Raw genomic sequence first — 24,087 nt, forward strand, 5'->3', positions numbered from 1 at the left:
TAGAAAATAAAAAAGCCGCGCATTCCCAGGGAAGCACGGCTTCTTTGACCAAACAAGAGAGTTGCCTGTTACGCCAAGCGGGTTTTCACCTGCGCACTGACGGCGCCGACATCGGCACGCCCCTGAATTTTCGGCTTCAAGACAGCCATGACCTTGCCCATGTCAGCCATGACGGCAGCCCCGCTTTCGGCAACGGCTTGCTCAATCAGGGCGGCGATCTCGGCTTCGGTCAGCTGTTGTGGCAGGAATTCCTGCAGCACAGCGATCTCTGCGGACTCTTTGTCGGCAAGATCCTGGCGACCGGCAGCTTCGAATTGGGTGATGGAATCACGACGCTGTTTGACCATCTTGGTCACAACGGCGAGGATCTCCTGATCACCGAGCTCGACACGAGTGTCAACTTCACGCTGCTTGATCTCGGCCATCAACAAACGGATCGCTCCCAGGCGAGCCTTGTCTTTGGCAAGCATGGCGAGCTTTTGCTGATCCTTGAGTTGATCCTTCAGAGACACGGCATGATCCCTTGATTAGTACAGGCGGATACGACGTGCGTTTTCGCGGGACAGCTTCTTGGCGTGACGCTTGACGGCGGACGCTTTGGCGCGCTTGCGAATGGTAGTCGGCTTCTCGTAGAACTCACGGCTACGAACTTCGGACAGGATACCGGCCTTTTCGCAAGAACGCTTGAAGCGACGCAGAGCAACGTCAAACGGCTCATTTTCACGGACTTTGATTACTGGCATGTGCCTTTCACCTCAGTGATAAATTGTTAGCTGACCTTCAATCGATCAGCATGTCTTAAAATGGTGCGAAATTATACTCTGGACAGGGAATGAAAGTAAACCCGCAGAGATCGCTCTGGTTTAAAAAACCCGCGAAGGTTACCATAGCCGTCTCATTTTAGCAGTGAAATTTTTTAGCAATGCGTGTATTGGGCATAGAGACATCCTGTGACGAAACCGGGATCGCGATCTTCGATGATCAAAAAGGGATCCTTTCCCACCAGTTATACAGCCAGGTCAAGCTGCATGCGGACTACGGCGGCGTCGTTCCCGAGCTGGCCAGCCGGGATCATGTCCGCAAGACGATCCCCTTGATCCAGGCCGCCCTGAAGGAGGCCGGAATCGGCAAGGATGAGATCGACGGCATCGCCTATACCGCAGGTCCGGGGCTGGTGGGCGCCATCCTGGTCGGGGCTACCATAGGCCGCTCCCTGGCCATGGCCTGGGGCAAACCCGCCGTGGCGGTACACCACATGGAAGGCCACCTGCTGGCCCCCATGCTGGAAGAGAAGGCTCCCGAGTTCCCCTTCGTGGCCCTCCTGGTTTCCGGCGGCCACTCCATGCTGGTCAGAGTCGATGGTATCGGCAGCTACCAGCTGCTCGGGGAATCCATCGACGATGCCGCCGGCGAAGCGTTCGACAAGACAGCCAAGCTGATGGGACTGGACTACCCCGGTGGCCCCCTGCTCTCCCGTCTTGCCGAGAAAGGCACCAAGGGACGTTTCACCTTCCCGCGTCCCATGACCGACCGCCCCGGGCTCGACATGAGCTTCTCCGGCCTCAAGACCTTCGCCGCCAACACCATCGCCGCCAATGGTGATGACGAACAGGCCCGTGCCGACATCGCTCGGGCGTTTGAGGACGCCGTGGTCGACACCCTGGCCATCAAGTGCCGCCGCGCCCTGAAGGAGACCGGCCTCAATCGTCTGGTGGTGGCCGGTGGCGTCAGTGCCAACCGCCATCTGCGGGCCCAGCTCGCCGAGCTGATGGAGAGCCTGAACGGTGAAGTCTTCTACCCGCGCACCGAATACTGCACCGACAATGGTGCCATGATCGCCTATGCCGGCATGCAGCGCCTGAAGGCGGGCGTGTTCGAGCCGCTGGCCGTCAAGGCCGTACCGCGCTGGCCGCTGGATACGCTGGATCCGGTGTGATCCACAAGATCCTGTTTCAATAAAAAGGGGCCCATGGCCCCTTTTTCGTGTCTGGCGGTGCTATCGCCGCTGGTTAGTTGGTTCTAAAGAGTGCCTCGATAGAGAGCCCCTGCCCCAGCAGGATCTCCCGCAGACGGCGCAGCCCTTCCACCTGGATCTGGCGAACCCGTTCGCGGGTCAGACCGATCTCGGCCCCCACGTCCTCCAGCGTCGCCGGTTCATAGCCGAGCAGGCCGAAACGGCGGGCCAGCACTTCGCGCTGCTTGGGGTTAAGCTCTTCCAGCCAGTGCACTATGCTGCTGCGCATGTCATCTTCCTGGGACTCCAGCTCGGGCCCCATGCCGCGCTCGTCGGAGAGCACGTCCAGCAGCGCCTTGTCGCGATCGCCGCCGATAGGGGTATCCACCGAGGTGATCTTTTCATTGAGCTTGAGCATGCGATTCACATCGTCGACCGAGCGATCCAGCGCAGAAGCGATGTCCTCGGCGGTCGGCTCATGATCGAGACGATGGGAAAGCTCGCGCGCGGTGCGCAGGTAGACATTCAGTTCTTTGACCACATGGATGGGCAGACGAATGGTGCGGGTCTGATTCATGATGGCCCGCTCGATGGTCTGGCGGATCCACCAGGTGGCATAGGTGGAGAAACGGAAGCCGCGCTCGGGGTCGAACTTTTCGACCGCGCGGATGAGACCGAGGTTGCCCTCTTCGATGAGATCCAGCAGCACCAGGCCGCGGTTGTTGTAGCGCCGGGCAATTTTGACCACCAGGCGCAGGTTGGATTCGATCATGCGCTTGCGCGCCGCTTTGTCGCCGCGCAAGGCACGGCGGGCGTAATAGACTTCCTCTTCAGCCGTGAGCAAGGGGGAGAAACCTATCTCCCCCAGATAGAGCTGGGTGGCGTCCATCACCTTGTTCAGTTCGGGCGCCATCAGTTCATCGGAAATGGTCTCTTCGGCCTCGGCCGCCACCTCCTGAACTTCTTCTGCCTCCTGATCCTCCAGCTCTTCGTCGAACTCTAACTCTGCATCCTGCATTACCAGTTGTTCTTGGCTCATGATATGTCTCCCTGACCTGCACCAGAGTAAGACCTAGCTCTCTGAGTTAACGCTTTGGCAAATAGCCCATCGGGTTGATCGACTTGCCTTTGTACCGGATTTCAAAGTGCAAGCGCACATCCGGCGCATCCGTGCTACCCATATTGGCGATAACTGCTCCGCCCTTGACGCTGTCTCCCTCTTTGACCCTCAGCTCATCATTGTGAGCGTAGGCGGAGAGGTAGTCATCGTTGTGCTTGAGAATGATCAGCTTGCCATAGCCCCTGAGAGCACTGCCCGCGTAGACCACCTTGCCGCCGCTGGCGGCATAGATGGGCTGACCCTTCTGGCCAGAAATGTCGATGCCCTTGTTGCCTTGCTCCGCAACGGAGAAGCCTTCGACGATCCGACCTTTGGTAGGCCAATGCCAGGAGAGTGTTGACGGGGAGCTGACGTTTTTTTGTTCTTTCGCCTGAGCGTATGCTGTTGACGGGGCAGGAGCAATCGTTTTCTGAGCAATAAATGGTGTGGTCGTACCTGCTGGCGCCGTCGCCAGCGGTTTGGGGCCCGTGCTGGTCACGGTCGGGGTAACCGCCGCCACCATCTGGCCGCTGGAGGCCCCCGCAGCCCCCACGTTGAGTACCTGACCCACGTGCAGGTCATAGGGAGCCTGAAGGTTGTTGCGCTGTGCCAGCACCTGATTGGAGACACCAAACTGGCGGCCTATGCTGCTCAGAGTATCGCCACGGCGGACCTGATAACTGCCCGTCCCCGTCACGCTGCCACGACTGACCGGGCTGCCGACACTCGCCACCGCAGTGGGGGCGCTACCATCCAGTCTGAGTTGCTGGCCGGGGTAGATGTTGTAGGGCGGCGTGATGCCATTCATGCTGATCAGCGCATCCACGTCCATGCCCGAGCGGAACGCAATGGAGTAAAGGGTATCCCCTTTGACCACAGTGTAACCGCTGCCCTGAATGCCGGATTTGGCCACCCCTTGACGGACCGGGATGGTCGAGGCGATCTGATCATTGCCCAGGCTGTGTACCGGGGCAGCAGTCTTGCTGGAGGAACAGGCGAGCAGCAGCCATGACAACACGACGACTCCGCTACCTTGCCAAACACGCGAACACATAGTGGATCCTTAACGACTAAACCAGAAATAGGCCGCAACGGCCAAACCAATACAGAGCCAACCGAGCACGTCCACATAGTGCATCAGCTTGCGCTCCATCTTCTCGCCACCCCAGCGCATCAGCCCCGCCACCAGGAAGAAGCGCATGCCACGGCCGATGAGCGAGGTCAGGATGAAGGGCAGCAGTGCCATGTGGAGCAAGCCGGCCGTGACGGTAAACACCTTGTAGGGGATCGGCGTGAAACTGGCAATAAAAATCACCCAGATGCCCCACTGCTCGAACCACTGTTCGGCCAGAGCAATCTTGTCCTCATAACCGACCGAGGCCACCAGCGGCTGGACGACAGGCTCCCACAGGCCATAGCCGAGCAGATAGCCCAGCAGGGCCCCCAGCACCGAAAACAGGGTCGCGATCCCGGCATAGTGCCAGGCCCGCTGGGGTTTGCCGAGCGCCATGGGGGCCAGCATCACATCCACCGGGATGGGCCAGAAGATGGACTCGATAAACGCGGTGATGGCAAGGTACCAGGGGGCATGCTTGTGGCGGGCCCACTGCATCACCCGTAAATAAAGGCGGGAAAACAACTTCACTCGACATCTCCGTCAATCAGGGGAACAAAACGCACCGGCTCCAGGATCCGGCTGGTGAGCTGCGAGCCGGATCGCTCGATCAGCTGCAGGGTCTGCTGGTTATCTCCCACCGGCAACACCAGACGACCGCCATCGGCCAGCTGATCGGTCAGGGCCTTGGGCACCTCGCTCGCCGCCGCCGTCACCAGGATGGCATCGAAAGGCCCCTTGTTCGGCCAGCCCAGCCAGCCGTTGCCATGCTTGGCAGAGACATTGTGCAGATCAAGCTGGCGCAGCCGGCGCCTGGCCTGGAACTGCAGCGATTTGATCCGCTCCACCGTGTAGACATGCTCCACCAGATGGGCCAGCACTGCGGTCTGATAACCGGAGCCCGTCCCGATCTCCAGCACATGGGCCGGATCGTTCTGGATCAGCAGCTCGGTCATGCGCGCCACTATGTAGGGCTGGGAGATGGTCTGGCCATGGCCGATGGGCAGGGCCGTATTGTCCCAGGCCTTGTGGGCCATGGCCTCGTCCACGAACAGCTGGCGCGGCACTTTCGCAATCGCCGCCAGCACGCGGAAATCACGCACATCCTGGGCAATCAGTTGATTCAACAGGCGCTGTACTATCACAACGTCATCCCTGCAGATCCAGCCAGGCACCCAGGCTCGCCAGACTGCTGTAGGCAGTCATGTCGATGGTCAGCGGGGTGATGGAGACATAGCCCTGCTCGATGGCAGCGAAATCCGTACCCTCGCCTGCATCCTGCTGACTGCCCGGGGGGCCGATCCAGTAGATGGGCTGGCCACGGGGATCCTCGGTGCAGATCACCGACTCGGCACGGTGGCGATTGCCAAGGCGCGTCACCCTGATCCCCTTGATCTGATCGAGGGGCAGGTCGGGCACGTTGACGTTGAGGATCTGATCGGCGGGCAGCGGATGCACCATCATGCCCTTCACCAGCAGGGCCGCGTAGTGGGCTGCCGTGGCGAAATGGGTCCGCCCTACCAGCGAGATGGCCAGTGACGGAAAGCCCAGGTGGCGCCCCTCTGTCGCGGCCGCCACGGTACCGGAGTAGATGACATCATCCCCCAGGTTGGCACCGTGGTTGATGCCGGCCACCACCATGTCGGGCTCGGGGCGCACCAGCTCGTTGACCGCCAGGTGTACGCAGTCGGTTGGAGTCCCCTTCACCGCATGGTATCCGGTTTCGGCGATGCGGGTGACCCGCAGCGGCACTTCCAGCGTCAAAGAGTGGCTGGCGCCACTGCGGTTGCGATCCGGCGCCACCACGATGACCTCGCCACAGGCCGTCAAGGCCTCGCTGAGGGCGCGAATGCCCTCGGCATGTACTCCATCGTCATTACTGACCAGAATTCGCATCGGTTGGGTTCCTGAAACCGTGATCGGCCTCTTCGGCCTGCATTAACTCGCGTACCACGCTGGTGGCAAAGGCTCCGGCCGGCAGGAAGAACGACAGGGTCAGCACCTCCCCTTCCAGCTGCCAGCTCATCTGCTCGGGTTTGAGCAACAGCGGGCGCCTGTCCTGATCCAGCCCGGCCTTCTCCAGCCCGTCACACCAGTCGGCATAGGGTGCCAGCACCCCCTGCTCGAACTCGGCGGCGGCCCCCTGGCTGGCCAGACGGCCCCGACCCCACTGGGGGGCGGTCAGCTGTACGTCGCCGGAGGCAAGGCGCGCCTCCAGCTCGGGGGTCAGCACCTCTTCGCTGAAGATGGAGTGGCTGCCCTTGAGCATCACGCAGTCACCGGCCAGTAGCTGGTGTGCCAGCCCCTGCTCGATGCGGGCGCTGACGATGGCATTGAACAGCATGCTGCGGGCGGCGGAGAGGTAGAGGGAGCGCTTGTTGCGATCCTTGATCCGCTTGCCGGCAAACATCGCCTTGGCCGCTTCCAGGTTGTTGCCCTCGCGCCCGAAACGCTGTTCACCGTAATAGTTCGGCACCCCCTGGGCGGCGATGGCCTGCAGGCGGGATTCCAGCCCGTCGGCTTGCTCCAGTCCGGTGAGGCGCAGGGTGAAGTGGTTGCCCTTGAGGTAGCCCACCCGCAGCTTCTTGTTGTGACGCTTGCTTTCGAGGATCTGGATGCTGTCGCTCTGGATGACCGACAGATCCGGCTCTGCCTTGCCAGGCAGGTGGATGCCGAACCACTGCTCGGTCACCGCGTGGCGATCCTTGAGACCCGCCCAGGTCACCGCGTTGCGCGCGACTCCGGCCGCATCCGCCAGCAGGCCCGCCACCCAGGCGGTGTTCTCGCCGGTTTTGCGCACCCGGACGAAGATATGCTCCCCCTCACCACAGGGTTCAAACCCGAGATCTTCATTGACCACGAAGTCGGCGGCCTCGGCCTTGAGGATGCCACGGGCGCTGGGCGCGCCGTGCAGGTAGGCAAGTTGTTCCAGCATTATTGTTTCACCAGTAAGACGACGGCTTCGGTGGCGATCCCTTCCTTGCGCCCCGTAAACCCGAGTTGTTCCGTGGTGGTCGCCTTGACATTCACCCGGTTCAAATCACATTGCAGATCCGCGGCCAGCACGGCGCACATGGCCGCGATATGGGGCGCCATCTTGGGGGCCTGGGCGATGATGGTCACATCCAGGTTGCCGATGGCATAACCCGCCTTCTGCACCCGGGCAAAGACATCCCGCAGCAGGATGCGGCTGTCGATCCCCTTGAATTCGGCGGCCGTATCCGGGAAGTGGCGGCCGATGTCGCCGGCCCCGATGGCCCCCAGCAGGGCATCGCTCACTGCGTGCAGTACCACGTCGCCATCGGAGTGTGCCAGCAGGCCCTGTTCATAGGGCACTGCCACCCCGCCCAGCATGCAGGGGCCGACCCCGCCAAACTTGTGTACGTCAAAACCATGACCGATTCGCATCATGCCCGGTGCCCCCCCATCATGTGGAAACCTTTCCCGTCCAATGTGTATGCCTCAAGACCATGGCCACTGCGGATCATGCCTGCTCCTCTGCGGGTGAATCGGGTCGCGCCGGCTGGCGCGCACACTGTTGCTGTAAAAAGAGCCCGGCCAGGGAGAGATCTTCCGGCCGGGTCACCTTGATGTTGTCGGCACGCCCTTCCACCATCCTGACGGTGAAACCGGCGCGCTCCATGGCCGACGCCTCGTCGGTGATGTCCGCCCCCAGGGCCAACCCCTCCTCCAGCGCACGCCTGAGCGCAAGGCGGGGGAACATCTGTGGCGTCAGGGCATGCCAGAGTTGCTCGCGATCCACGGTGGCGAGGATGTTGCCCGCCCCGTCGGAACGCTTCATGGTGTCGCGCACCCGGCTGCCGAGGATGGCGCCGTCGCACGCCATGGCGGTGGCGATAAGCCTGTCGAGATCGCCGTGGGTCAGACAGGGACGGGCGGCATCGTGCACCAGCACCCACTCCCCTTGTGCCACATGCAGCCCGTTGAGCACCGAATGGGCGCGCTCGCTACCCCCTTCCACCCGCAGCACGCGCGGGTCGGCGGCCACGGCCAGCGTCTCGAACCAGGCATCGTGGGGAGCCAGCGCCACGATCACCCGGGCGATGGCCGGATGGGAGAGCAGGCGCTCCAGGGTATGCTCCAGGATGCACTTCCCTGCCAGCGACAGATACTGTTTCGGGCAGCTGGCGCCCATGCGGCTGCCGATACCGGCGGCCGGGACTATCGCGGTCAGTCCGCTCTGGTGATCAGTCATCGTAGGGAACGCCGTCAGGCTCGGTCGCCTGGTCTTTTTCCTTGGGGATGATCCGGTAGAAGGTCTCGCCCTGCTTGATGTAGCCGAGGTCATTGCGCGACAGCTCCTCGATGGCCTCCAGGCCCGAGGTCAAATCGTCGATCTCCCGGTAGATCAGGTTGTTGCGGTCCTTGAGCACCAGGTTGTCCTGCTGCTGCCGCTCAATGGCATTGGAGAGATCCCGATAGTCGGAGAGGCCGTTCTTCCCCAGCCAGAAGTCATATTGCAGCCCTCCCAACAGGAGGAGCAGGATAAGAGTGAGTAGCCGCATGCACTGAGTCTCCTTCAAGCGGCCTAGTTTCCCATATTCGCAGGCAAGACAAAAGAAAGCCTGTGTGCCGGATGGGTTGGTCGGAATAAAAAACACGGGGCTCGTTCATGGAGAAGGCGGATACGAAAAAGCCCCGCCAGATGGCGGGGCTTTGGGAGGCTCGGAAGCAGGCGAAAATTAAGCCTGGTTCTTCACTTCTTTCAGACCGCGGAACGGAGCCTTGGCACCCAGGGCTTCTTCGATACGGATCAGCTGGTTGTACTTGGCAACACGGTCAGAACGGCTCATGGAACCGGTCTTGATCTGGCCAGCAGCAGTACCAACGGCCAGGTCGGCGATGGTCGCGTCTTCGGTCTCACCGGAGCGGTGGGAGATGACGGCAGTGTAGCCAGCGTCCTTGGCCATCTTGATGGCAGCCAGGGTTTCGGTCAGGGAACCGATCTGGTTGAACTTGATCAGGATGGAGTTGGCGATGCCGTTGTCGATACCGCGCTTCAGGATCTTGGTGTTGGTTACGAACAGGTCGTCACCCACGATCTGGATTTTCTTGCCCAGTTCGGCAGTCTGGTAGGCGAAGCCTTCCCAGTCGGATTCGTCCAGGCCATCTTCGATGGAGACGATCGGGAACTTCTCGGTCAGGTCAGCCAGGAAGTCGGAGAAACCGTTGGAGGTGAAGACACGGCCTTCGCCCTTCAGGTTGTACTCTTTCTTCTCTGCGTCGTAGAACTCGGAAGCAGCGCAGTCCATGGCCAGGGTCACGTCGGTGCCCAGCTTGTAACCGGCAGCGGCAACGGCTTCAGCGATCACTTCCAGCGCTTCGGCGTTGGATTTCAGGTTCGGAGCGAAACCACCTTCGTCACCGACGGCAGTGTTGTAGCCCTTGGACTTCAGCACTTTGGCCAGGTTGTGGAACACTTCTGCGCCCATGCGGACGGCTTCTTTCAGGGTCTTGGCGCCAACCGGCTGGATCATGAACTCCTGGATGTCGACGTTGTTGTCGGCGTGCTCACCACCGTTGATGATGTTCATCATGGGCAGCGGCATGGAGTAGACACCCGGGGTGCCGTTCAGCTCGGCGATGTGGGCGTACAGCGGCATGCCCTTGGCAGCAGCAGCAGCCTTGGCGTTGGCCAGGGAAACAGCCAGGATGGCGTTGGCGCCGAACTTGGATTTGTTCTCGGTACCGTCGAGGTCGATCATGATCTGGTCGACAGTGGCCTGGTCCTTGGCATCTTTACCCAGCAGAGCCTGGGCGATCGGGCCGTTGACGGCTTCGATGGCTTTCAGCACGCCTTTACCCAGGAAACGGCTCTTGTCGCCGTCACGCAGTTCCAGCGCTTCGCGGGAACCGGTGGACGCGCCAGACGGAGCGGCTGCCATACCAACAAAACCACCCTCCAGGTGAACTTCGGCCTCAACGGTCGGGTTACCACGGGAGTCGATGATTTCACGACCGATCACTTTAACGATCTTGGACATGTGTATTTCCTCAGGTTTCGTAAAAAAACAACAAAAATATGCCAAAAAAAGCGGCTGTGGCACAGAGCCCCAACCGCATTTATTTTCAATTACTTCAAATTACGCTTCTGATACTCGCCCGCCGCCTTCACAAAACCGGCGAACAGGGCGTGGCCATCACGAGGAGTCGAGGTGAACTCCGGGTGGAACTGCGCGGCCACGAACCAGGGGTGATCCGGGATCTCGATGATTTCCACCAATTTCTTGTCGGCGGAGAGACCGGTCACTTTCAGGCCTGCTGCCTCGATCTGCGGCAGCAGCTTGTTGTTCACTTCATAACGGTGGCGATGACGCTCGTAAATGGTCGGGCTGCCGTACATCTGGCGCACCTTGGAGTCTTCCACCAGGTGGCAGAGCTGGGAACCCAGGCGCATGGTGCCGCCCAGATCGGACTTCTCGGTCCGGGTCTCGACGTTGCCTTCGTCATCCACCCACTCGGTGATGAGACCGACCACGGGGTACGGGCTGTCTTTCTTGAACTCGGAGGAGTGAGCCCCTTCCATACCCGCCACGTTGCGGGCGTATTCGATCAGCGCGACCTGCATGCCGAGGCAGATGCCCAGGTACGGGATCTTGTTCTCGCGGGCATACTTAGCGGCCAGGATCTTGCCTTCCACACCGCGCTCGCCGAAGCCGCCCGGTACCAGGATGGCATCCAGACCTTCCAGCAGCTCGGCACCACGGGTCTCGATGTCCTGGGAGTCGATGTACTTGATGTTGACGGAGAGACGGGTCTTCAGGCCACCGTGCTTGAGCGCCTCGTTGACGGACTTGTAGGCGTCCGGCAGGGAGACATACTTGCCCACCATGCCGATGGTCACTTCCGCAGTCGGGTTGGCCTCTTCATAGATGACCTGTTCCCACTCGGCCAGATCCGCTTCCTTGCACTCGATGCCGAAGCGCTCGGTGATGTAGCCGTCCAGACCCTGGGACTTCAGCAGCGCCGGGATCTTGTAGATGGAGTCGACGTCCTTCATGGAGATGACGGCGCGCTCGGGCACGTTGCAGAACAGGGCGATCTTGGCACGCTCGTTGGCCGGAATGGCACGGTCGGAACGGCAGATCAGCACGTCCGGCTGGATACCGATGGAGAGCAGCTCCTTCACGGAGTGCTGGGTCGGCTTGGTCTTCACCTCGCCGGCGGCGGCCAGGTAAGGAACCAGGGTCAGGTGCATGAACATGGCGTTGTTGCGACCCACGATGGCCGCCAGCTGACGAATGGCCTCGAGGAACGGCAGGGACTCGATGTCGCCCACGGTACCGCCCACCTCGACGATGGCAACCTGGTGGCCTTCGGCACCGGCGATCACCCGCTCCTTGATGGCGTTGGTGATGTGCGGGATCACCTGGATGGTGGCGCCCAGGTAGTCACCACGACGCTCCTTGCGCAGCACGTCGGCGTAGATGCGGCCGGTGGTGAAGTTGTTGCGGCGGGTCATCTTGGTGCGGATGAAACGCTCGTAGTGGCCCAAATCCAGATCGGTCTCGGCCCCGTCCTCGGTTACGAACACTTCACCGTGCTGGGTCGGGCTCATAGTGCCCGGATCCACGTTGATGTACGGGTCCAGTTTCATGATGGTCACATCCAGACCACGGGCTTCCAGAATGGCTGCCAGAGAAGCTGCGGCAATGCCTTTGCCGAGGGATGAAACAACGCCACCAGTCACAAAAATATATTTGGTCGTCATGCTGAACCTGAAAGAAGTTTAGGGAATTTTAAGGGGTGCTTCGGGGATGAAGCAGGACGGGGAAACAGTATACCAAAACCCCCACTCCCAAACAATGAACAAAAATCTATCAGGCTCGCCGCCCCCCCGTCTTGCGCCAAATCAACTTTGCTCGGTTTCTTTGGCTCAGTCCCGGATGACATCCAGTGTCTTCGGGGGCAATCCGTCCTTCTCAGCACTCAACTCTGTTCGGTTTCCTTGGCCCGGCCCCAGGCGTCATCCAGCTTCTCCAGGGTACAGTCGGTCATTTTCAGCCCTTCCGCGGCGATAAACTGCTCAACCTGACGAAAACGTCGCTCGAACTTGGCATTGGCGCCCCGCAGCACCTGCTCGGGATCCTTGCCCAGGTGACGCACCAGGTTGACGGTGGCAAACAGCAGATCGCCGAGCTCGTCGCTCACCCGCTCCTCGTCCACGTCGACCATCAGCGCCTCTTCCATCACCTCCTCGATCTCCTCGTGGATCTTGTCCACCACGGGGCCCAGGGTCTTCCAGTCGAAACCGACGGTGGCGCAGCGCTTCTGGATCTTGGCGGCCCGGGTCAGGGCCGGCAGCGAGAGGGGGATGTCGTCGAGCACGCTCTCTTTGTCGAGCGCCGCCCGCTCCTTGGCCTTCTCCGCCTCCCAGTTCACCTTGACCGCCTGCTCGTCGCCGAGGTCGGCATCGGAGAAGACATGGGGATGGCGGCGGATCAGCTTCTCGCTCACCGCATCGACGATGTCGGCAAAGTCGAACAGCCCCTGCTCCTTGCCAAGCTGGGCATAGAAGACCACCTGAAACAGCAGATCGCCGAGCTCCCCCTTCAGCCCCTGCCAGTCCTTGGTCTCGATGGCATCGGCCACCTCGTAGGCCTCCTCCAGGGTGTGGGGCACTATGGTCTGGAAGCTCTGCTTGAGATCCCAGGGGCAACCCCCTTGCGGATCCCGCAGGCGAGCCATGATGTCGAGCAATTGAGAGAGGTCGTAACGTTGAGACATGGGCTACTCACTTTCGATTCGTTAAATGGGGATAAAGCGACATCAAGCCGCGCAGCCGATCAATCTCATGTCGAGCAGTTGAGGCAGGTCGTAACGTTGGGACATGGGATGTTCGCTTTTATTGATGCTACCGGGGAAAAACAGTGACCGACCTGGCGGTCGGTCACGGGGGCGGTGTCGGGTAAGATCAGAGGCGCTTGGCGCTGATCACGTCGTTGAGCTGGCTGAGCTTGGCCAACGCCCGGTTGAAGGCGTTGATGTTGTAGATCTCCAGCTCCATGTCGATCTCGGCGGTCTGCTCGCGCACGTTGGAGCGCGAGCGCACCCCCATCACGTTGATCTTCTCGTTGGCGAGCACGGTCGTGATGTCGCGCAGCAGGCCGGATCTGTCGTTGGAGAGGATGCGGATGGTGAGGCCGTAACCGCCGGAGTAGTTTTCCCCCCAGACCGCGTCAATCAGCCGCTCCGGGTTGCGACGCGACAGCTCCTTGAGCTGTTCGCAATCCTCCCGGTGGATGGAGACGCCACGGCCCATGGTGATGAAACCCTGGATGGCATCCCCCGGAATGGGCTGGCAGCAGCGGGCGATGTGGGTCATCAGGTTGCCGACCCCTTCCACCACGATGTGATCCTTGGGCTTGGGACGGAACGGCGCGTTGGCCTTCTGCTCCAGCTTCTCCAGCAGCCGGCGATCCTCTTCCTCGGCAGTCGGCTTGTTGTAACGGGTGTCCAGGTAGTTGAGCAGCTGGTTGATACGGATGTCGCCGCTGCCGATCCCGGCCAGCAAGTCTTCCAGCTCCTCGGCGTGGAAGCGCTCCAGCACCACCTTGTCCACCTTGGAGAGGGTCAGGTTGTGCCTGTCCAGCTCCTTCTCCAGCAGCTCCTTGCCGGCGGCGATGTTCTTGTCCCGATCCAGCTTGCGGAACCAGGTCGCCACCTTGGCGCGCGCCCGGCTGGAGCGCAGGAAGCCGGCGTTGGGGTTCATCCAGTCGCGGCTCGGGTTCGGCTCCTTCTGGGTGATCACCTCCACCTGGTCGCCGGTCTGCAGCGTGTAGGTGAAGGGCACGATGCGACCGTCTATCTTGGTGCCGATGCAGCGGTGGCCGATCATGCTGTGCACGTGATAGGCGAAGTCGAGCGGCGTGGCGCCCGCCGGCAGGTCGATGACATCTCCCTTGGGGGTGAACACATAGACCCTGTCCTCGAACACCTGGCTGCGCAGATCGTCCAGCAGGGAGCCGCTCTCGGAGAGATCCTCCTGCCACGCGAGGAGTTTTCGCAGCCACTCGATCTTGTCTTCGAAGGTGTTGGTCTTGGTGGCCGCCTGGGCCCCTTCCTTGTAGCGCCAGTGGGCAGCGACGCCGAGCTCCGCATCCTGATGCATCTGCTCGGTACGGATCTGGATCTCCACCGTCTTGCCCTCTTCCCCCACCACGACGGTGTGGATGGACTGGTAGCCGTTGGGCTTGGGGTTGGCGACATAGTCGTCGAACTCGCGGGGAATGTGGTGGAAGTGGGTGTGGACTATGCCGAGCGCCGCGTAGCAATCCTGCAGCCGCTTGGTGATCACCCGCACCGCGCGCACGTCGAACAGCTCGTTGAACTCGAGGTGCTTCTTCTGCATCTTGCGCCAGATGCTGTAGATGTGTTTCGGCCGGCCGTAGACCTCGGCCTCGACCCCCGCCTCTGCCAGGGCATCCCGCAGGGACTGCACGAACTCGCGGATGTAGCGCTCCCGATCGAGGCGTTTCTCGTCCAGTTGCTTGGCGATCTGCTTGTAGGTATCCGGGTGCAGGTAGCGGAAGGCGAGATCCTCCAGCTCCCACTTGAGCTGGCCGATGCCGAGGCGGTTGGCCAGCGGCGCATAGATGTTGGTGATCTCCTGGGCCATCAGCACCCGGGTCTCTTCATCTGCCTTCTTCGCCTCCCGCAGGCAGGCGATCCGCTCCGCCAGCTTGATCACCACGGCGCGCACGTCTTCCACCATGGCGAGCAGCATGCGGCGCACGTTGTCCACCTGCTCCGGGGAGGTCTCGCTGCGGTGCAGGGTCTGCAGGGAGCGGATGGCCTCCATCTCCAGCACCCCTTCCACCAGCTTGGCGATCTTGGCGCCGAAGTCCTCGCTCACCTTCTCCTGGCTGATGAGGCCCGCTTCGACGAAGGGGTAGAGAATGGCGGCCTTGAGGGTGGCGAGATCCATGCTGAGCATCAGCAGAATGCCCACCATCTCGACACCGCGCACCAGCAGGCGGTTGGTGAGGGCCTCGTCGCCGAGCGTCAGACAATACTGGTAGACGGTTCGCAGCTGATTCTTGTCATTTTCACTTAAGGAGAGGGAACTGACCCACTCATCCAGAGTGAAATTGTCTTTCAAATGAATATCGCGCACCGCAACCATGGTATCAATCCTTAAAAGTGTGGGGCCGAAAGCCGATGCTTCCCCTTCCCCTCATCAACTGATGACTGCCTCAAATGGGGATGCAGAAGAGAGTTTTCAAGGCATGCTGTCGCGCAAGACAACAGGGCTATCCCCACATCCGATCCATTTTCGACGCTCTAGATTACCCTAATCACTCCTGCTCAGACAGCACTGCCACCATCGAAAAACCGATGCAACCGCCCTCCCGAAAGGCGGGCCGTTCAACCCCGTTCAAATCACACTGTGCACGCCGGATGACCGCTCATTGACTTCCGCTTACTGCCGTTCAAACAGCGCCATGAACTCCAGATGGCCGCTATTTGGGAACATTCACAAGCTTCCGTTTACTTCCGTTCAAACAGTGCCATGGATTCCAGATGGCCGGTGTGCGGGAACATGTCCAGCATCCCCAGCCGGGTCAGCTGGTAGCCCCCCTGCACCAGCACCTTGCTGTCACGGGCCAGGGTGACCGGGTTACAGGAAACATAGACCACCCGTTTGGGCGAAAGTGCCACCACGTGGCTCATCACCTCGAGGGCGCCGGGCCTCGCCGGATCCAGCAGCACCAGGTCAAATCCCTCACGGGCCCAGGACATGCCGACGATGTCACCGCTCAAGTCCGCCTTGTAGAAGCGGGCGTTGTCGATGCCGTTGCGCCTGGCGTTCTCCGTGGCGCGCTCCACCATGGCAAGCTCCCCTTCGACCCCGACCACTTCGCGGGCCTGACGAGCCAGCGGCAGGGTGAAGTTGCCGATGCCGCAGAAGAGATCCAGCACCTTGTCATCCCCGGTAGCGCCCAGCCACGCCAGCGCCTGATCGACCATGCGCTGGTTGATGGGGCCATTGACCTGGATGAAGTCACCGGGGGCGAATGCAAGAGACAGGCCATCGAGGGAGTAGCTCGGTTGAAATTGCTGATGCAGGGGCTCGATGCGATCGTCCGCCGCCTGCAGGTAGAGGTCGATCTCCTGCTCTTGCGCGAATGCGTTCAACAGGGCGCGATCTGCCTCGTTCGGGCGGCCGGTGTGGCGCAGCAGCATCATGATGCCCTGCTCTGCCTGAATGAGTTCAGCATGCCCCAGCTCGCGCTGGCTCTTGAGGCGATTGAGACACTCGCGCAGCGGCGCGATGAGGGCCGAGAGCGGCTCGGCCAGCACGGGGCAGCCGGCGATCTCCACCAGATCGTTGGACTGGCGACGGCGGAAGCCCACCCGGGTGCAGCGGCCGTTCTTGTCAAACTTGATGGCAAGGCGGCAGACCCGGCGGTAGGCGCGGGACTCCCCTCTCAGCACGGGCTCCAGCGCCGGTGCCTGAATATTGCCGAGGCGCTCGAACAGGCTGACCAGCCCGGCCTCCTTGGCCGCCTGCTGATCCGCCTCCCCCAGGTGCTGGGCGCTGCACCCGCCGCACTCGCGATAGTGGCCGCAGAAGGGGGCGATGCGATTGGCCGCCGGGGTCATCACCTGTTGCAGGGCGCCATGGGCATAATGCTTCTTGTCATCGATGATGCGGGCCTTGATGGCCTCGCCGGGAAGCGCCCCTTCGACGAAGATCGCCTTGCCCTGATGACGGCCGACACCGACACAGTGGTGATCCAGACTGTCTATCGTAAATTCAATACGTTGGGGCTGGGTGGATTTCTTTTCGGGCTTGAAAAACTGGGCCATAAAACTTGGTGCCTATAGGTGGCTATGTCATGATTGTGGAATCTGCGGCAGACCATTGTCCCACAAGAATAATCGTATGACCAAATACGGCCTGAGGGCCCGCGCTGCGGCGTCCGCCCCATCGCCCATTCTGACCAGAAGTGGCTCACTGATATGACCGGATATGGCCTAACATTCCGAGCGGCAACCTCCACCGCCCTGCCTGCCCTCTCCTTCTGCCGGCACGCCATGGGCGCGCCCGCCTTCATCATCCTTGCCAACGGTTTATCAGCATGACCAAGTACGGCCTCAGAGCCCGGGTGCTGGCCTTTACCATTCTGCCGACCCTGATCATCGGCGGCCTGATCGCCGGCTATTTCACCTTCCATCGCTACCATCAGCTGGAAAACAACCTGATCGATCAGGGCATCAACATCATAGAACCGCTGGCGATTGCCAGCGAATATGGCATGACCCAGCACAGCCGCGAGTCCCTCAAGCGACTGATCGGCCTCACCCATCGCAAGAACTCGCCCTTCATCAAGTCCATCGCCGTCTTCACCCAGGACAACCAGCTGTTCGTCACCTCCAATTACCACCGGGATTTCAGCCAGCTGCGCCTGCCCGACGGCAGCATCATCCCGGCCCTGACGAGCGTCTCCTTCAACGGCGATGACATCATCTTGCGCACCCCCATCCAGGCCGAGACCAGCCTGGACGGCTTCCCCCTGCCGAGCGACCTGGAGCCGCCGGTCATCGGCTACATCTCCATGCAGCTCGCCACGGACAGGGCCATCGTCCTGCAATACCGGGATGCCTTCTTCGCGGTCATCATCGTGCTCATCGGGCTGGCCATCAGCGCCCTGTTCGGCTTCCGTCTGGTCAAGAGCGTGACCCAACCCATCACCGATATGGTGCAGGCGGTGCACCGAATCCGGGAGGGGCGACTCGACACCCGGGTCAGCGGTCAACTCACCGGCGAGCTGGACATGCTCAAAAACGGCATCAACGCCATGGCCAAGGCGTTGTCGGAATACCACGAGGAGATGCAGCAGAACATTGATCAGGCCACCTCGGATCTGCGGGAGACGCTCGAGCAGATCGAGATCCAGAACGTCGAGCTCGACATGGCGAAGAAGCGGGCGCAGGAGGCAGCCAGAGTCAAGTCCGAGTTCCTCGCCAACATGTCCCACGAACTGCGCACCCCCCTCAACGGCGTCATCGGCTTTACCCGCCAGCTGCTCAAGACCAGCCTGACCCCGAGCCAGACCGACTACATGCAGACCATAGAGAAGTCGGCGCGCAACCTCCTCGGCATCATCAACGACATCCTCGACTTCTCGAAGCTGGAGGCCGGCAAGCTGCAGCTCGAGCACATCCCCTTCAGCCTGCGCGACACCCTCAACGAGACCATGCACCTGCTCGGCCCCAGTGCCCACGACAAGCAGCTGGAGCTCTCCCTGCAGGTGGATGCCGCCGTGCCGGACTATCTCACCGGTGACCCCATGCGCCTGCAGCAGGTGCTCACCAACCTCACCGGCAACGCCATCAAGTTCACCGAGCGCGGCAACGTGGATGTGCGCGTCGAGCAGACGGGGGCCCCCAACGGCAGCAAGGTGCGCCTGCGGGTCCTCATCCGCGACACCGGCATCGGCATCTCCGAGGAGCAGCAGCGCCAGCTGTTCCAGGCCTTCAACCAGGCCGACTCCTCCATCTCCCGCCGCTACGGCGGCACCGGGCTTGGGCTCGTCATCACCCAGAAGCTGGTGCAGCAGATGGGGGGCCAGATACGGTTCGAGTCCGAGCTTGGCAAGGGCTCCGTCTTCTCCTTCAACCTGGAGCTGGATGTCTCCCCCCTGCCCCAGGGCGAGCCGCTCCCGCTGGATCGCATCCAGAGCAAGCGGGTCTGGCTGCTGGAGCCGGATCCCTTCACCCACGCCTCCCTGCTCGCCCTGCTGGCGGAGTGGCAACTGGACGTGCACTCCCTGACGGTGGACGAGGAGTGGCCCCAGATGGGCAGCCAGGACATGGTGCTCATCGGCAGCAGTACCCTGCAGAGCCCGCAGCAGGTAATCGCCCGCCTCGACGCCCTCGACGGGCAACAGAACACCATAGTGATGCTCAGCAGCCACGAGCCTGCCCTCTATGACGCCATGCTGGCCCACGGTGCCTCTCACTGCCTCTCCAAACCCATCAACCACCGCAAGCTGCTGGATGCCCTGCTCTCCCCCGACGCGGCCAGGAACACGACCCTGCACGCCTCGTCGCCACGCCACGAACAGACGATGGCGGTGCAGGCCGTCAGGGTGCTGGCGGTGGATGACAACGCCGCCAACCTCAAGCTCATCGCCGCCATGCTCAAGGAGATGGTGACCGAGGTGGTGGTGTGCAAGAACGGCAAGGAGGCGGTCAACCTGGCCCAGAGTCAGGCGTTCGACATCATCTTCATGGATATCCAGATGCCTATCATGGATGGCATCAGCGCCACCCAGGCTATCCGCCATCACTCCCTCAATACCGAGACCCCCATAGTGGCGGTCACCGCCCACGCCATTCCCGGCGAGCGGGAGCGGCTGATCCGCCAGGGGATGGACGACTACCTCGCCAAACCCATCGACGAGGGGATGCTGGCACAGCTCATCACCGACTTCGCCCACCGGCGTCACCAGAATCACGGCGTGCAGCAGATAGACTGGGCCCTCGCCGTGCGCCAGGCCGCCGGCAAGCCGGCACTGGCCAGGGAGATGCTGACCATGCTGCTCGCCAGCTTCGACGAGGTGGATCCCCTCCTGGAGGCCGCTCTGGAGGGGGGCGCCGATGATGCCGAGGTACTGGCCCAGATCCATCGCCTCAACGGCGGCTGCGCCTACTCCGGGGTGCCGGGCCTGCAGCGCCTGCTCTCCCAGCTCGAGCAGCAGCTGCGTGACGGGGTCGCCGTCCGCGATCTGGAGCCCGAATTGCTGGAGCTGCAGGACGCCCTGGAACAGGTGAGGCAGGAGGCCCCCCGCTACCTGGCCCTGACCGACTGAGGCGCTTTTTCTGACGGCGCAGCCAGCTGGTGGTAACATCGGCGCCGTTTCTACAGGAGTCAACATGACCAACAACGATATTCTGCGCCGCCTGCGCTATGCCCTTACTATCAGCAACGACCAGATGGTCGAGATGTTTGCCAAGGGCAACCTGGCCGTCACCCACGCCCAGCTGCACGGCTGGCTGATGAAGGAGGCCGCAGAGGGCGAGGCACAGGATCCGGGCTACGCCGCCTGTCCGGACTCGGCCCTGAGCCAGTTCCTCGACGGCTTCATCGCCCTGCGCCGCGGCGTGCGGGAGGATGCGCCGCCTCAGGTGATCCCGAACCGGATCAACAACAACCTGATCCTGCGCAAGCTGCGCATCGGCCTCAACTACAAGGAAGAGGACATGCTGGGCACCCTCAAGCTCGCGAACTTCAACCTCTCCAAGTCCGAGCTGAGCGCCCTGTTCCGCTCACGGGACCACAAGCACTACCAGGATTGCGGGGATCAGATCCTGCGCAACTTCCTCATCGGCCTCACCGCCAAGTACAGGTCCGAGCCGTGATCACCGCTCCTGGCAAGGTGCGGGGCTGAGCCATGAGCCGGCGTCGCAGCCCCCTGGTCCCCCGTTTCCGGGGGAGCGGTGGCGCGCGCTGGCTCTGGTCACTCTGCCTCCTCCTGCTGCTCGGCGCCTGCCAGCCCGACGCCTATCGTCTCTCCTCCCACCATCAGAGCGCCAACCAGAACGAGCGCATCGCCTTCCTGATCCTGCACTACACGGATGAGGATGACGCTCGCTCCCTTCGCCTGCTGACCGAGTCAGAGCACAAGGTAAGCGCCCACTACCTGATCCCCCGCGACACCGATGAGCGACCGCTCCCGGTCTACCAGCTGGTACCCGACGACCAGCGCGCCTGGCACGCAGGCCGCAGCCGCTGGCACCAATATGCCGGGCTCAACGCCAGTTCGCTGGGCATCGAGATAGTGAATCTCGGGTATGACGAGAAAGAAGCGGCCCTGCCCGCCCACCTGAGACACTGGCAACCCTACACGGAAGCCCAGATCGCCGCCCTCGGTGCCCTCGCCCGGGAGCTGGTCGAACGCTACCAGATCCCCCCCACCCAGGTACTGGGCCACAGCGACGTCGCCCCCGAGCGCAAGCAGGATCCCGGCCCCCGCTTCCCCTGGCGCGAGCTGGCCCTGCGCTACGGGGTCGGCGCCTGGCCCGACGAGGCCAGGGTGGCCGCTCTGCGCCAGCAAGGGCTCCCGGCCTGGCCACCCCTCATCTGGCAGCAGCAGCTCGCCCGCTACGGCTATGGCATTGCGCCGAGCGGTGAGTGGGATGCGCAAAGCCGCGCCGTGATGCGCGCCTTCCAGCTCCACTTCCGCCCGACCCAGGTCAGCGGCGAGCCGGATGCCGAGTGCCAGGCCATTCTGATGGCCTTGCTGGAGCGCTACTTCCCCGAGCAATAGGCTGAGACCCGATCCCTTCACAGCGTGGCGGATGCCGGATACCGACCCTCTTTCAACCGCCCAGGTTGGGCCTCGCTGCCCAGACCAGGATCCCAAAAACGACGAGGGACGCCGCGGCGTCCCTCGTGGGTTGTCATCAGGCAAGCTGCTGACGTCAGATCCCCTGACGGGCTTCCTGCATCAGCGCGCGCATGTCGCTGACCGCCTTGGCCAGACCGTCGAAAGCGGCGCGGCCGATAATGGCGTGACCGATGTTGAGCTCATAGAGCTCGGGAATGGCGGCGATGGCCTTGACGTTGTGGTAGTGCAGGCCGTGGCCGGCATTGACCTTCAAGCCCTTGCCCGCAGCATAGGAGGCTCCGGCGGCGATGCGCTTGAACTCGGCGTTGCGCTCCGCATCCGTGGTGGCGTCGGCGTAGCGGCCGGTGTGGATCTCGATGAAGGGGGCACCGCTCGCGGCGGCTGCGTCGATCTGGATAGGGTCGGCATCGATGAAGAGCGACACCTGGGCGCCGACGGCGGCGAGGCGAGTCACCGCATCGGTCACCTTGTCCAGCTGGCCGGCCACGTCCAGGCCACCCTCTGTGGTCACCTCGGTGCGCTTCTCCGGCACCAGGCAGACGAACTGGGGCTTGATACGGCAAGCGATGCCGATCATCTCCTCGGTCACCGCCATCTCCAGGTTCATCCTGGTCTGGATGGTCTGGCGCAGGATCTCCACGTCCCGGTCGGTGATATGGCGGCGATCTTCCCGCAAGTGCACCGTGATGCCATCGGCGCCGGCCTGCTCGGCCACGAAGGCGGCCTGTACCGGATCCGGATACTGGGTGCCGCGGGCGTTGCGCAGGGTGGCGATATGGTCGATGTTCACACCCAGGTAGATCTCGCTCATTACTTAACTCCTTGAAAATACTCTCTGTTAACTGTGCAGCTGCCGCCCTGGCGCCAGCCTCGATATCCGTATGTCAGCCTTGCATGGCTTTGCGTTTTAAAAACAGCTCTCGGCTCTTCAACTGCCGCTTGCCCAGATAAGGCTGTAGCGCGAGGCGACTGAAGCGCTTGGCCGCCTGCAGCAAGGGAGGGGTGTCGAAGCGCCCCTCGGCGAAGGCCAGCAGGTGGGCGCCGAGAAACAGGGTACGGGGATCCGGCGCCCGCTCGCAAGCGACAAAGCCGAGCTCCCGCTCGAAGCCGTAGAGCAGGGTCGGGTCGATGGGCGAGTCGTCGTCGGCGGCGTATTCGAAGTCCACCGCATAGCCCAGCGCTTGCAGCAGCAGGAACTCGAAGCGGCGCAGGGGCAGCTCCGGGGTTTCGCCATCCGCCAGCGCCATGATGGCGCGGGCATAGGCGTCGAATACCTCGGGGAAGGGGGTGTGGGCTTCCAGCAGGTAGTAGACCAGCTCGTTGAGATAGAGGCCGTAGAAGAGGCGATCGCCGCCGAGGCGCAGGGAGTGATCCGGGCACTCCACCTGGGTGAGGTTCTTGAGATCTCCCTTGCCGCGCCAGGCGATGGTCAGCAGGGTGAAGGGTTGCAGCAGCCCCTTCAGAGAGGAGCGTGGCCCGCGGGAACCGCGAGCCACCAGGGTAAAGCGACCGCTATCCTGGGTGAATACCTCGACCAGCTGGCTGGTCTCCCGATAGGGCCGACTGTGAATGACGAAAGCCGGGGTCAGCAATCAGTCGTCACCATACCCGAGGCTGCGCAGGGCGCGCTCATCGTCGGCCCAGCCGGACTTGACCTTGACCCAGAGCTCCAGGTGCACCTTGTTCTGGAACAGCCGCTCCATGTCAATGCGGGCCTCTGTGCCTATGGTCTTGATCTTCTCGCCCTTGTTGCCGATGACCATCTTCTTCTGGCCTTCACGCTCCACCAGGATGAGCCCGTGGATGTGGTAGAGACCGGTCTCCTCCACCTTGAACCGCTCGATCTCCACCGTCACCGAGTAGGGCAGCTCCTCGCCGGTGAAGCGCATCAGCTTCTCGCGGATGATCTCGGAGGCCATGAAGCGGGAGGATCGGTCGGTCACGTAGTCTTCCGGGAAGAAGTGCACGTTTTCCGGCAGCAGATCCTTGGCCCACTCGCGGATCTTGGCCACGTTGGTGCCCTTTTCGGCGCTGATGGGCAGGATATGGGAGAAGGCCATCTGCTGACCCAGCCACTCGAGGTGGGGGAGCAGCTCTTCCTTCTCCTTCACGTTGTCAATCTTGTTGACCGCCAGTACCACGGGGCACTTGAGGTGGCGCAACTTGCCGAGCACCATCTCGTCATCCTTGGTCCAGTGGGTGCCGTCAACCACGAACACCACCATGGCCACGTCCCCCAGGGAACTGGTGGCGGCGCGGTTCATCAGGCGGTTGATGGCCCGCTTCTCCTCGATGTGCAGACCCGGGGTATCCACATAGATGGTCTGGTAGTTATCCTCGGTGTCGATCCCCAGGATCCGGTGACGGGTGGTCTGAGGTTTCTTCGAGGTGATGCTGACCTTCTGGCCAAGCAGCTTGTTGAGCAGGGTGGACTTGCCCACGTTGGGGCGGCCCACGATGGCAACAAAGCCGCAATAGGTGCTATCTGTATCCGTCATGACAATCTTTCCAATGCTGGTTGTGTCGAAAGACCGCGGCC

Annotated in this window: 23 protein-coding genes; 4 read left to right on the forward strand and 19 right to left on the reverse strand. The window is 62.1% G+C overall.

Features of this window, described 5'->3' with window-relative positions; all coding sequences use genetic code 11:
* Positions 1-68: 68 nt before the first annotated feature.
* Together J9885_RS01335 and rpsU are read right to left on the reverse strand one after the other, a co-directional pair.
* Complete coding sequence (locus tag J9885_RS01335) at positions 69-512, reverse strand: GatB/YqeY domain-containing protein (RefSeq protein WP_134694671.1); 444 nt, start codon at positions 510-512, stop codon at positions 69-71.
* Positions 513-527: 15 nt separating this feature from the next.
* Positions 528-743: a 30S ribosomal protein S21 gene (gene rpsU, locus J9885_RS01340; RefSeq protein ID WP_005309452.1), complete on the reverse strand. Its 216-nt coding sequence runs from the start codon at positions 741-743 to the stop codon at positions 528-530.
* 179 nt (positions 744-922) lie between these two features.
* On the opposite strand from rpsU, the gene tsaD reads away from it, so the two are divergent.
* Entirely contained in the window at positions 923-1,936 is a 1,014-nt protein-coding gene (tsaD, locus tag J9885_RS01345; protein ID WP_210547847.1) for a tRNA (adenosine(37)-N6)-threonylcarbamoyltransferase complex transferase subunit TsaD, read from the forward strand.
* Positions 1,937-2,009: 73 nt separating this feature from the next.
* Here tsaD and rpoS read toward each other — a convergent pair whose 3' ends face one another.
* The 14 genes from rpoS to rlmD all read right to left on the reverse strand — a co-directional run bounded on the left by rpoS (position 2,010) and on the right by rlmD (position 17,001).
* The gene (gene rpoS / locus J9885_RS01350) at positions 2,010-2,993 is read right to left on the reverse strand and encodes an RNA polymerase sigma factor RpoS (RefSeq protein ID WP_043764154.1); all 984 of its coding nucleotides are present in this window, start codon (positions 2,991-2,993) and stop codon (positions 2,010-2,012) included.
* 46 nt (positions 2,994-3,039) lie between these two features.
* Positions 3,040-4,107 carry a LysM peptidoglycan-binding domain-containing protein gene (locus J9885_RS01355; RefSeq protein WP_210547848.1) on the reverse strand — a complete coding sequence of 356 codons (1,068 nt, stop codon included), beginning with the start codon at positions 4,105-4,107 and terminating at the stop codon, positions 3,040-3,042.
* Positions 4,108-4,116: 9 nt separating this feature from the next.
* Positions 4,117-4,698, reverse strand: a complete 582-nt coding sequence (locus J9885_RS01360; protein WP_210547849.1) for a YqaA family protein — start codon at positions 4,696-4,698, stop codon at positions 4,117-4,119.
* Complete coding sequence (locus J9885_RS01365) at positions 4,695-5,312, reverse strand: protein-L-isoaspartate(D-aspartate) O-methyltransferase (RefSeq protein WP_043764150.1); 618 nt, start codon at positions 5,310-5,312, stop codon at positions 4,695-4,697. Before J9885_RS01365 ends, J9885_RS01360 begins: the two co-directional genes overlap by 4 nt.
* 4 nt (positions 5,313-5,316) lie before the next feature.
* Positions 5,317-6,063, reverse strand: coding sequence for a 5'/3'-nucleotidase SurE (surE, locus tag J9885_RS01370; RefSeq protein WP_043764149.1), 747 nt, complete (start codon positions 6,061-6,063; stop codon positions 5,317-5,319).
* A complete protein-coding gene (truD, locus tag J9885_RS01375; protein ID WP_210547850.1) occupies positions 6,044-7,102 on the reverse strand; it encodes a tRNA pseudouridine(13) synthase TruD in 1,059 nt (352 codons plus the stop codon). Before truD ends, surE begins: the two co-directional genes overlap by 20 nt.
* Positions 7,102-7,578 carry a 2-C-methyl-D-erythritol 2,4-cyclodiphosphate synthase gene (ispF, locus tag J9885_RS01380; RefSeq protein WP_210547851.1) on the reverse strand — a complete coding sequence of 159 codons (477 nt, stop codon included), beginning with the start codon at positions 7,576-7,578 and terminating at the stop codon, positions 7,102-7,104. The genes truD and ispF overlap by 1 nt, the downstream gene beginning before the upstream one ends.
* A gap of 73 nt (positions 7,579-7,651) precedes the next feature.
* A complete protein-coding gene (gene ispD / locus J9885_RS01385; RefSeq protein ID WP_210547852.1) occupies positions 7,652-8,383 on the reverse strand; it encodes a 2-C-methyl-D-erythritol 4-phosphate cytidylyltransferase in 732 nt (243 codons plus the stop codon).
* Positions 8,376-8,693 carry a cell division protein FtsB gene (gene ftsB / locus J9885_RS01390; protein WP_041211065.1) on the reverse strand — a complete coding sequence of 106 codons (318 nt, stop codon included), beginning with the start codon at positions 8,691-8,693 and terminating at the stop codon, positions 8,376-8,378. The genes ispD and ftsB overlap by 8 nt, the downstream gene beginning before the upstream one ends.
* Positions 8,694-8,870: 177 nt before the next feature.
* Positions 8,871-10,172: a phosphopyruvate hydratase gene (gene eno / locus J9885_RS01395; RefSeq protein WP_043764145.1), complete on the reverse strand. Its 1,302-nt coding sequence runs from the start codon at positions 10,170-10,172 to the stop codon at positions 8,871-8,873.
* Between the two features lie 89 nt (positions 10,173-10,261).
* Positions 10,262-11,899, reverse strand: a complete 1,638-nt coding sequence (gene pyrG, locus J9885_RS01400; protein WP_039041042.1) for a glutamine hydrolyzing CTP synthase — start codon at positions 11,897-11,899, stop codon at positions 10,262-10,264.
* A 218-nt stretch (positions 11,900-12,117) separates the two neighbouring features.
* The gene (mazG, locus tag J9885_RS01405; protein WP_210547853.1) at positions 12,118-12,915 is read right to left on the reverse strand and encodes a nucleoside triphosphate pyrophosphohydrolase; all 798 of its coding nucleotides are present in this window, start codon (positions 12,913-12,915) and stop codon (positions 12,118-12,120) included.
* Between the two features lie 187 nt (positions 12,916-13,102).
* A complete protein-coding gene (gene relA / locus J9885_RS01410) occupies positions 13,103-15,313 on the reverse strand; it encodes a GTP diphosphokinase (RefSeq protein ID WP_210547854.1) in 2,211 nt (736 codons plus the stop codon).
* A gap of 365 nt (positions 15,314-15,678) precedes the next feature.
* Complete coding sequence (rlmD, locus tag J9885_RS01415; protein WP_210547855.1) at positions 15,679-17,001, reverse strand: 23S rRNA (uracil(1939)-C(5))-methyltransferase RlmD; 1,323 nt, start codon at positions 16,999-17,001, stop codon at positions 15,679-15,681.
* A gap of 272 nt (positions 17,002-17,273) precedes the next feature.
* Between rlmD and barA the strand changes: the two genes are divergently transcribed.
* From barA to J9885_RS01430, 3 genes are all read left to right on the forward strand, one after another.
* Positions 17,274-20,009 carry a two-component sensor histidine kinase BarA gene (gene barA / locus J9885_RS01420; RefSeq protein ID WP_210547856.1) on the forward strand — a complete coding sequence of 912 codons (2,736 nt, stop codon included), beginning with the start codon at positions 17,274-17,276 and terminating at the stop codon, positions 20,007-20,009.
* 64 nt (positions 20,010-20,073) lie between these two features.
* Positions 20,074-20,559 (forward strand): DUF1456 family protein, encoded by a 486-nt coding sequence (locus J9885_RS01425; protein ID WP_043763282.1) that lies wholly within the window; start codon positions 20,074-20,076, stop codon positions 20,557-20,559.
* A gap of 32 nt (positions 20,560-20,591) precedes the next feature.
* Positions 20,592-21,467: an N-acetylmuramoyl-L-alanine amidase gene (locus tag J9885_RS01430; protein WP_210547857.1), complete on the forward strand. Its 876-nt coding sequence runs from the start codon at positions 20,592-20,594 to the stop codon at positions 21,465-21,467.
* Positions 21,468-21,621: 154 nt separating this feature from the next.
* Here the strand turns inward: J9885_RS01430 and pdxJ are convergent, their stop codons facing one another.
* The 3 genes from pdxJ to era all read right to left on the reverse strand — a co-directional run bounded on the left by pdxJ (position 21,622) and on the right by era (position 24,046).
* The gene (gene pdxJ / locus J9885_RS01435; protein ID WP_043763278.1) at positions 21,622-22,359 is read right to left on the reverse strand and encodes a pyridoxine 5'-phosphate synthase; all 738 of its coding nucleotides are present in this window, start codon (positions 22,357-22,359) and stop codon (positions 21,622-21,624) included.
* Positions 22,360-22,432: 73 nt separating this feature from the next.
* On the reverse strand, positions 22,433-23,140 hold the full coding sequence (recO, locus tag J9885_RS01440; RefSeq protein WP_043763275.1) for a DNA repair protein RecO: 708 nt from the start codon (positions 23,138-23,140) through the stop codon (positions 22,433-22,435).
* Positions 23,141-24,046 (reverse strand): GTPase Era, encoded by a 906-nt coding sequence (gene era / locus J9885_RS01445; protein WP_210547858.1) that lies wholly within the window; start codon positions 24,044-24,046, stop codon positions 23,141-23,143.
* Positions 24,047-24,087: the final 41 nt, after the last annotated feature.

The sequence above is a fragment of the Aeromonas sp. SrichE-2G genome (genome assembly GCF_017939565.1).
In the GTDB taxonomy this organism is placed as follows: domain Bacteria; phylum Pseudomonadota; class Gammaproteobacteria; order Enterobacterales; family Aeromonadaceae; genus Aeromonas; species Aeromonas taiwanensis.

Coding starts and splice junctions, on each gene's coding strand:
- ispD (WP_210547852.1), bottom strand. CDS start 8,383: ATGACTGATCACCAGAGCGGACTGACCGCGATAGTCCCGGCCGCCGGT.
- pyrG (WP_039041042.1), bottom strand. CDS start 11,899: ATGACGACCAAATATATTTTTGTGACTGGTGGCGTTGTTTCATCCCTC.
- ftsB (WP_041211065.1), bottom strand. CDS start 8,693: ATGCGGCTACTCACTCTTATCCTGCTCCTCCTGTTGGGAGGGCTGCAA.
- surE (WP_043764149.1), bottom strand. CDS start 6,063: ATGCGAATTCTGGTCAGTAATGACGATGGAGTACATGCCGAGGGCATT.
- mazG (WP_210547853.1), bottom strand. CDS start 12,915: ATGTCTCAACGTTACGACCTCTCTCAATTGCTCGACATCATGGCTCGC.
- barA (WP_210547856.1), top strand. CDS start 17,274: ATGACCAAGTACGGCCTCAGAGCCCGGGTGCTGGCCTTTACCATTCTG.
- relA (WP_210547854.1), bottom strand. CDS start 15,313: ATGGTTGCGGTGCGCGATATTCATTTGAAAGACAATTTCACTCTGGAT.
- tsaD (WP_210547847.1), top strand. CDS start 923: ATGCGTGTATTGGGCATAGAGACATCCTGTGACGAAACCGGGATCGCG.
- pdxJ (WP_043763278.1), bottom strand. CDS start 22,359: ATGAGCGAGATCTACCTGGGTGTGAACATCGACCATATCGCCACCCTG.
- rpoS (WP_043764154.1), bottom strand. CDS start 2,993: ATGAGCCAAGAACAACTGGTAATGCAGGATGCAGAGTTAGAGTTCGAC.
- era (WP_210547858.1), bottom strand. CDS start 24,046: ATGACGGATACAGATAGCACCTATTGCGGCTTTGTTGCCATCGTGGGC.
- eno (WP_043764145.1), bottom strand. CDS start 10,172: ATGTCCAAGATCGTTAAAGTGATCGGTCGTGAAATCATCGACTCCCGT.
- rpsU (WP_005309452.1), bottom strand. CDS start 743: ATGCCAGTAATCAAAGTCCGTGAAAATGAGCCGTTTGACGTTGCTCTG.
- ispF (WP_210547851.1), bottom strand. CDS start 7,578: ATGATGCGAATCGGTCATGGTTTTGACGTACACAAGTTTGGCGGGGTC.
- J9885_RS01355 (WP_210547848.1), bottom strand. CDS start 4,107: ATGTGTTCGCGTGTTTGGCAAGGTAGCGGAGTCGTCGTGTTGTCATGG.
- J9885_RS01425 (WP_043763282.1), top strand. CDS start 20,074: ATGACCAACAACGATATTCTGCGCCGCCTGCGCTATGCCCTTACTATC.
- truD (WP_210547850.1), bottom strand. CDS start 7,102: ATGCTGGAACAACTTGCCTACCTGCACGGCGCGCCCAGCGCCCGTGGC.
- J9885_RS01430 (WP_210547857.1), top strand. CDS start 20,592: ATGAGCCGGCGTCGCAGCCCCCTGGTCCCCCGTTTCCGGGGGAGCGGT.
- rlmD (WP_210547855.1), bottom strand. CDS start 17,001: ATGGCCCAGTTTTTCAAGCCCGAAAAGAAATCCACCCAGCCCCAACGT.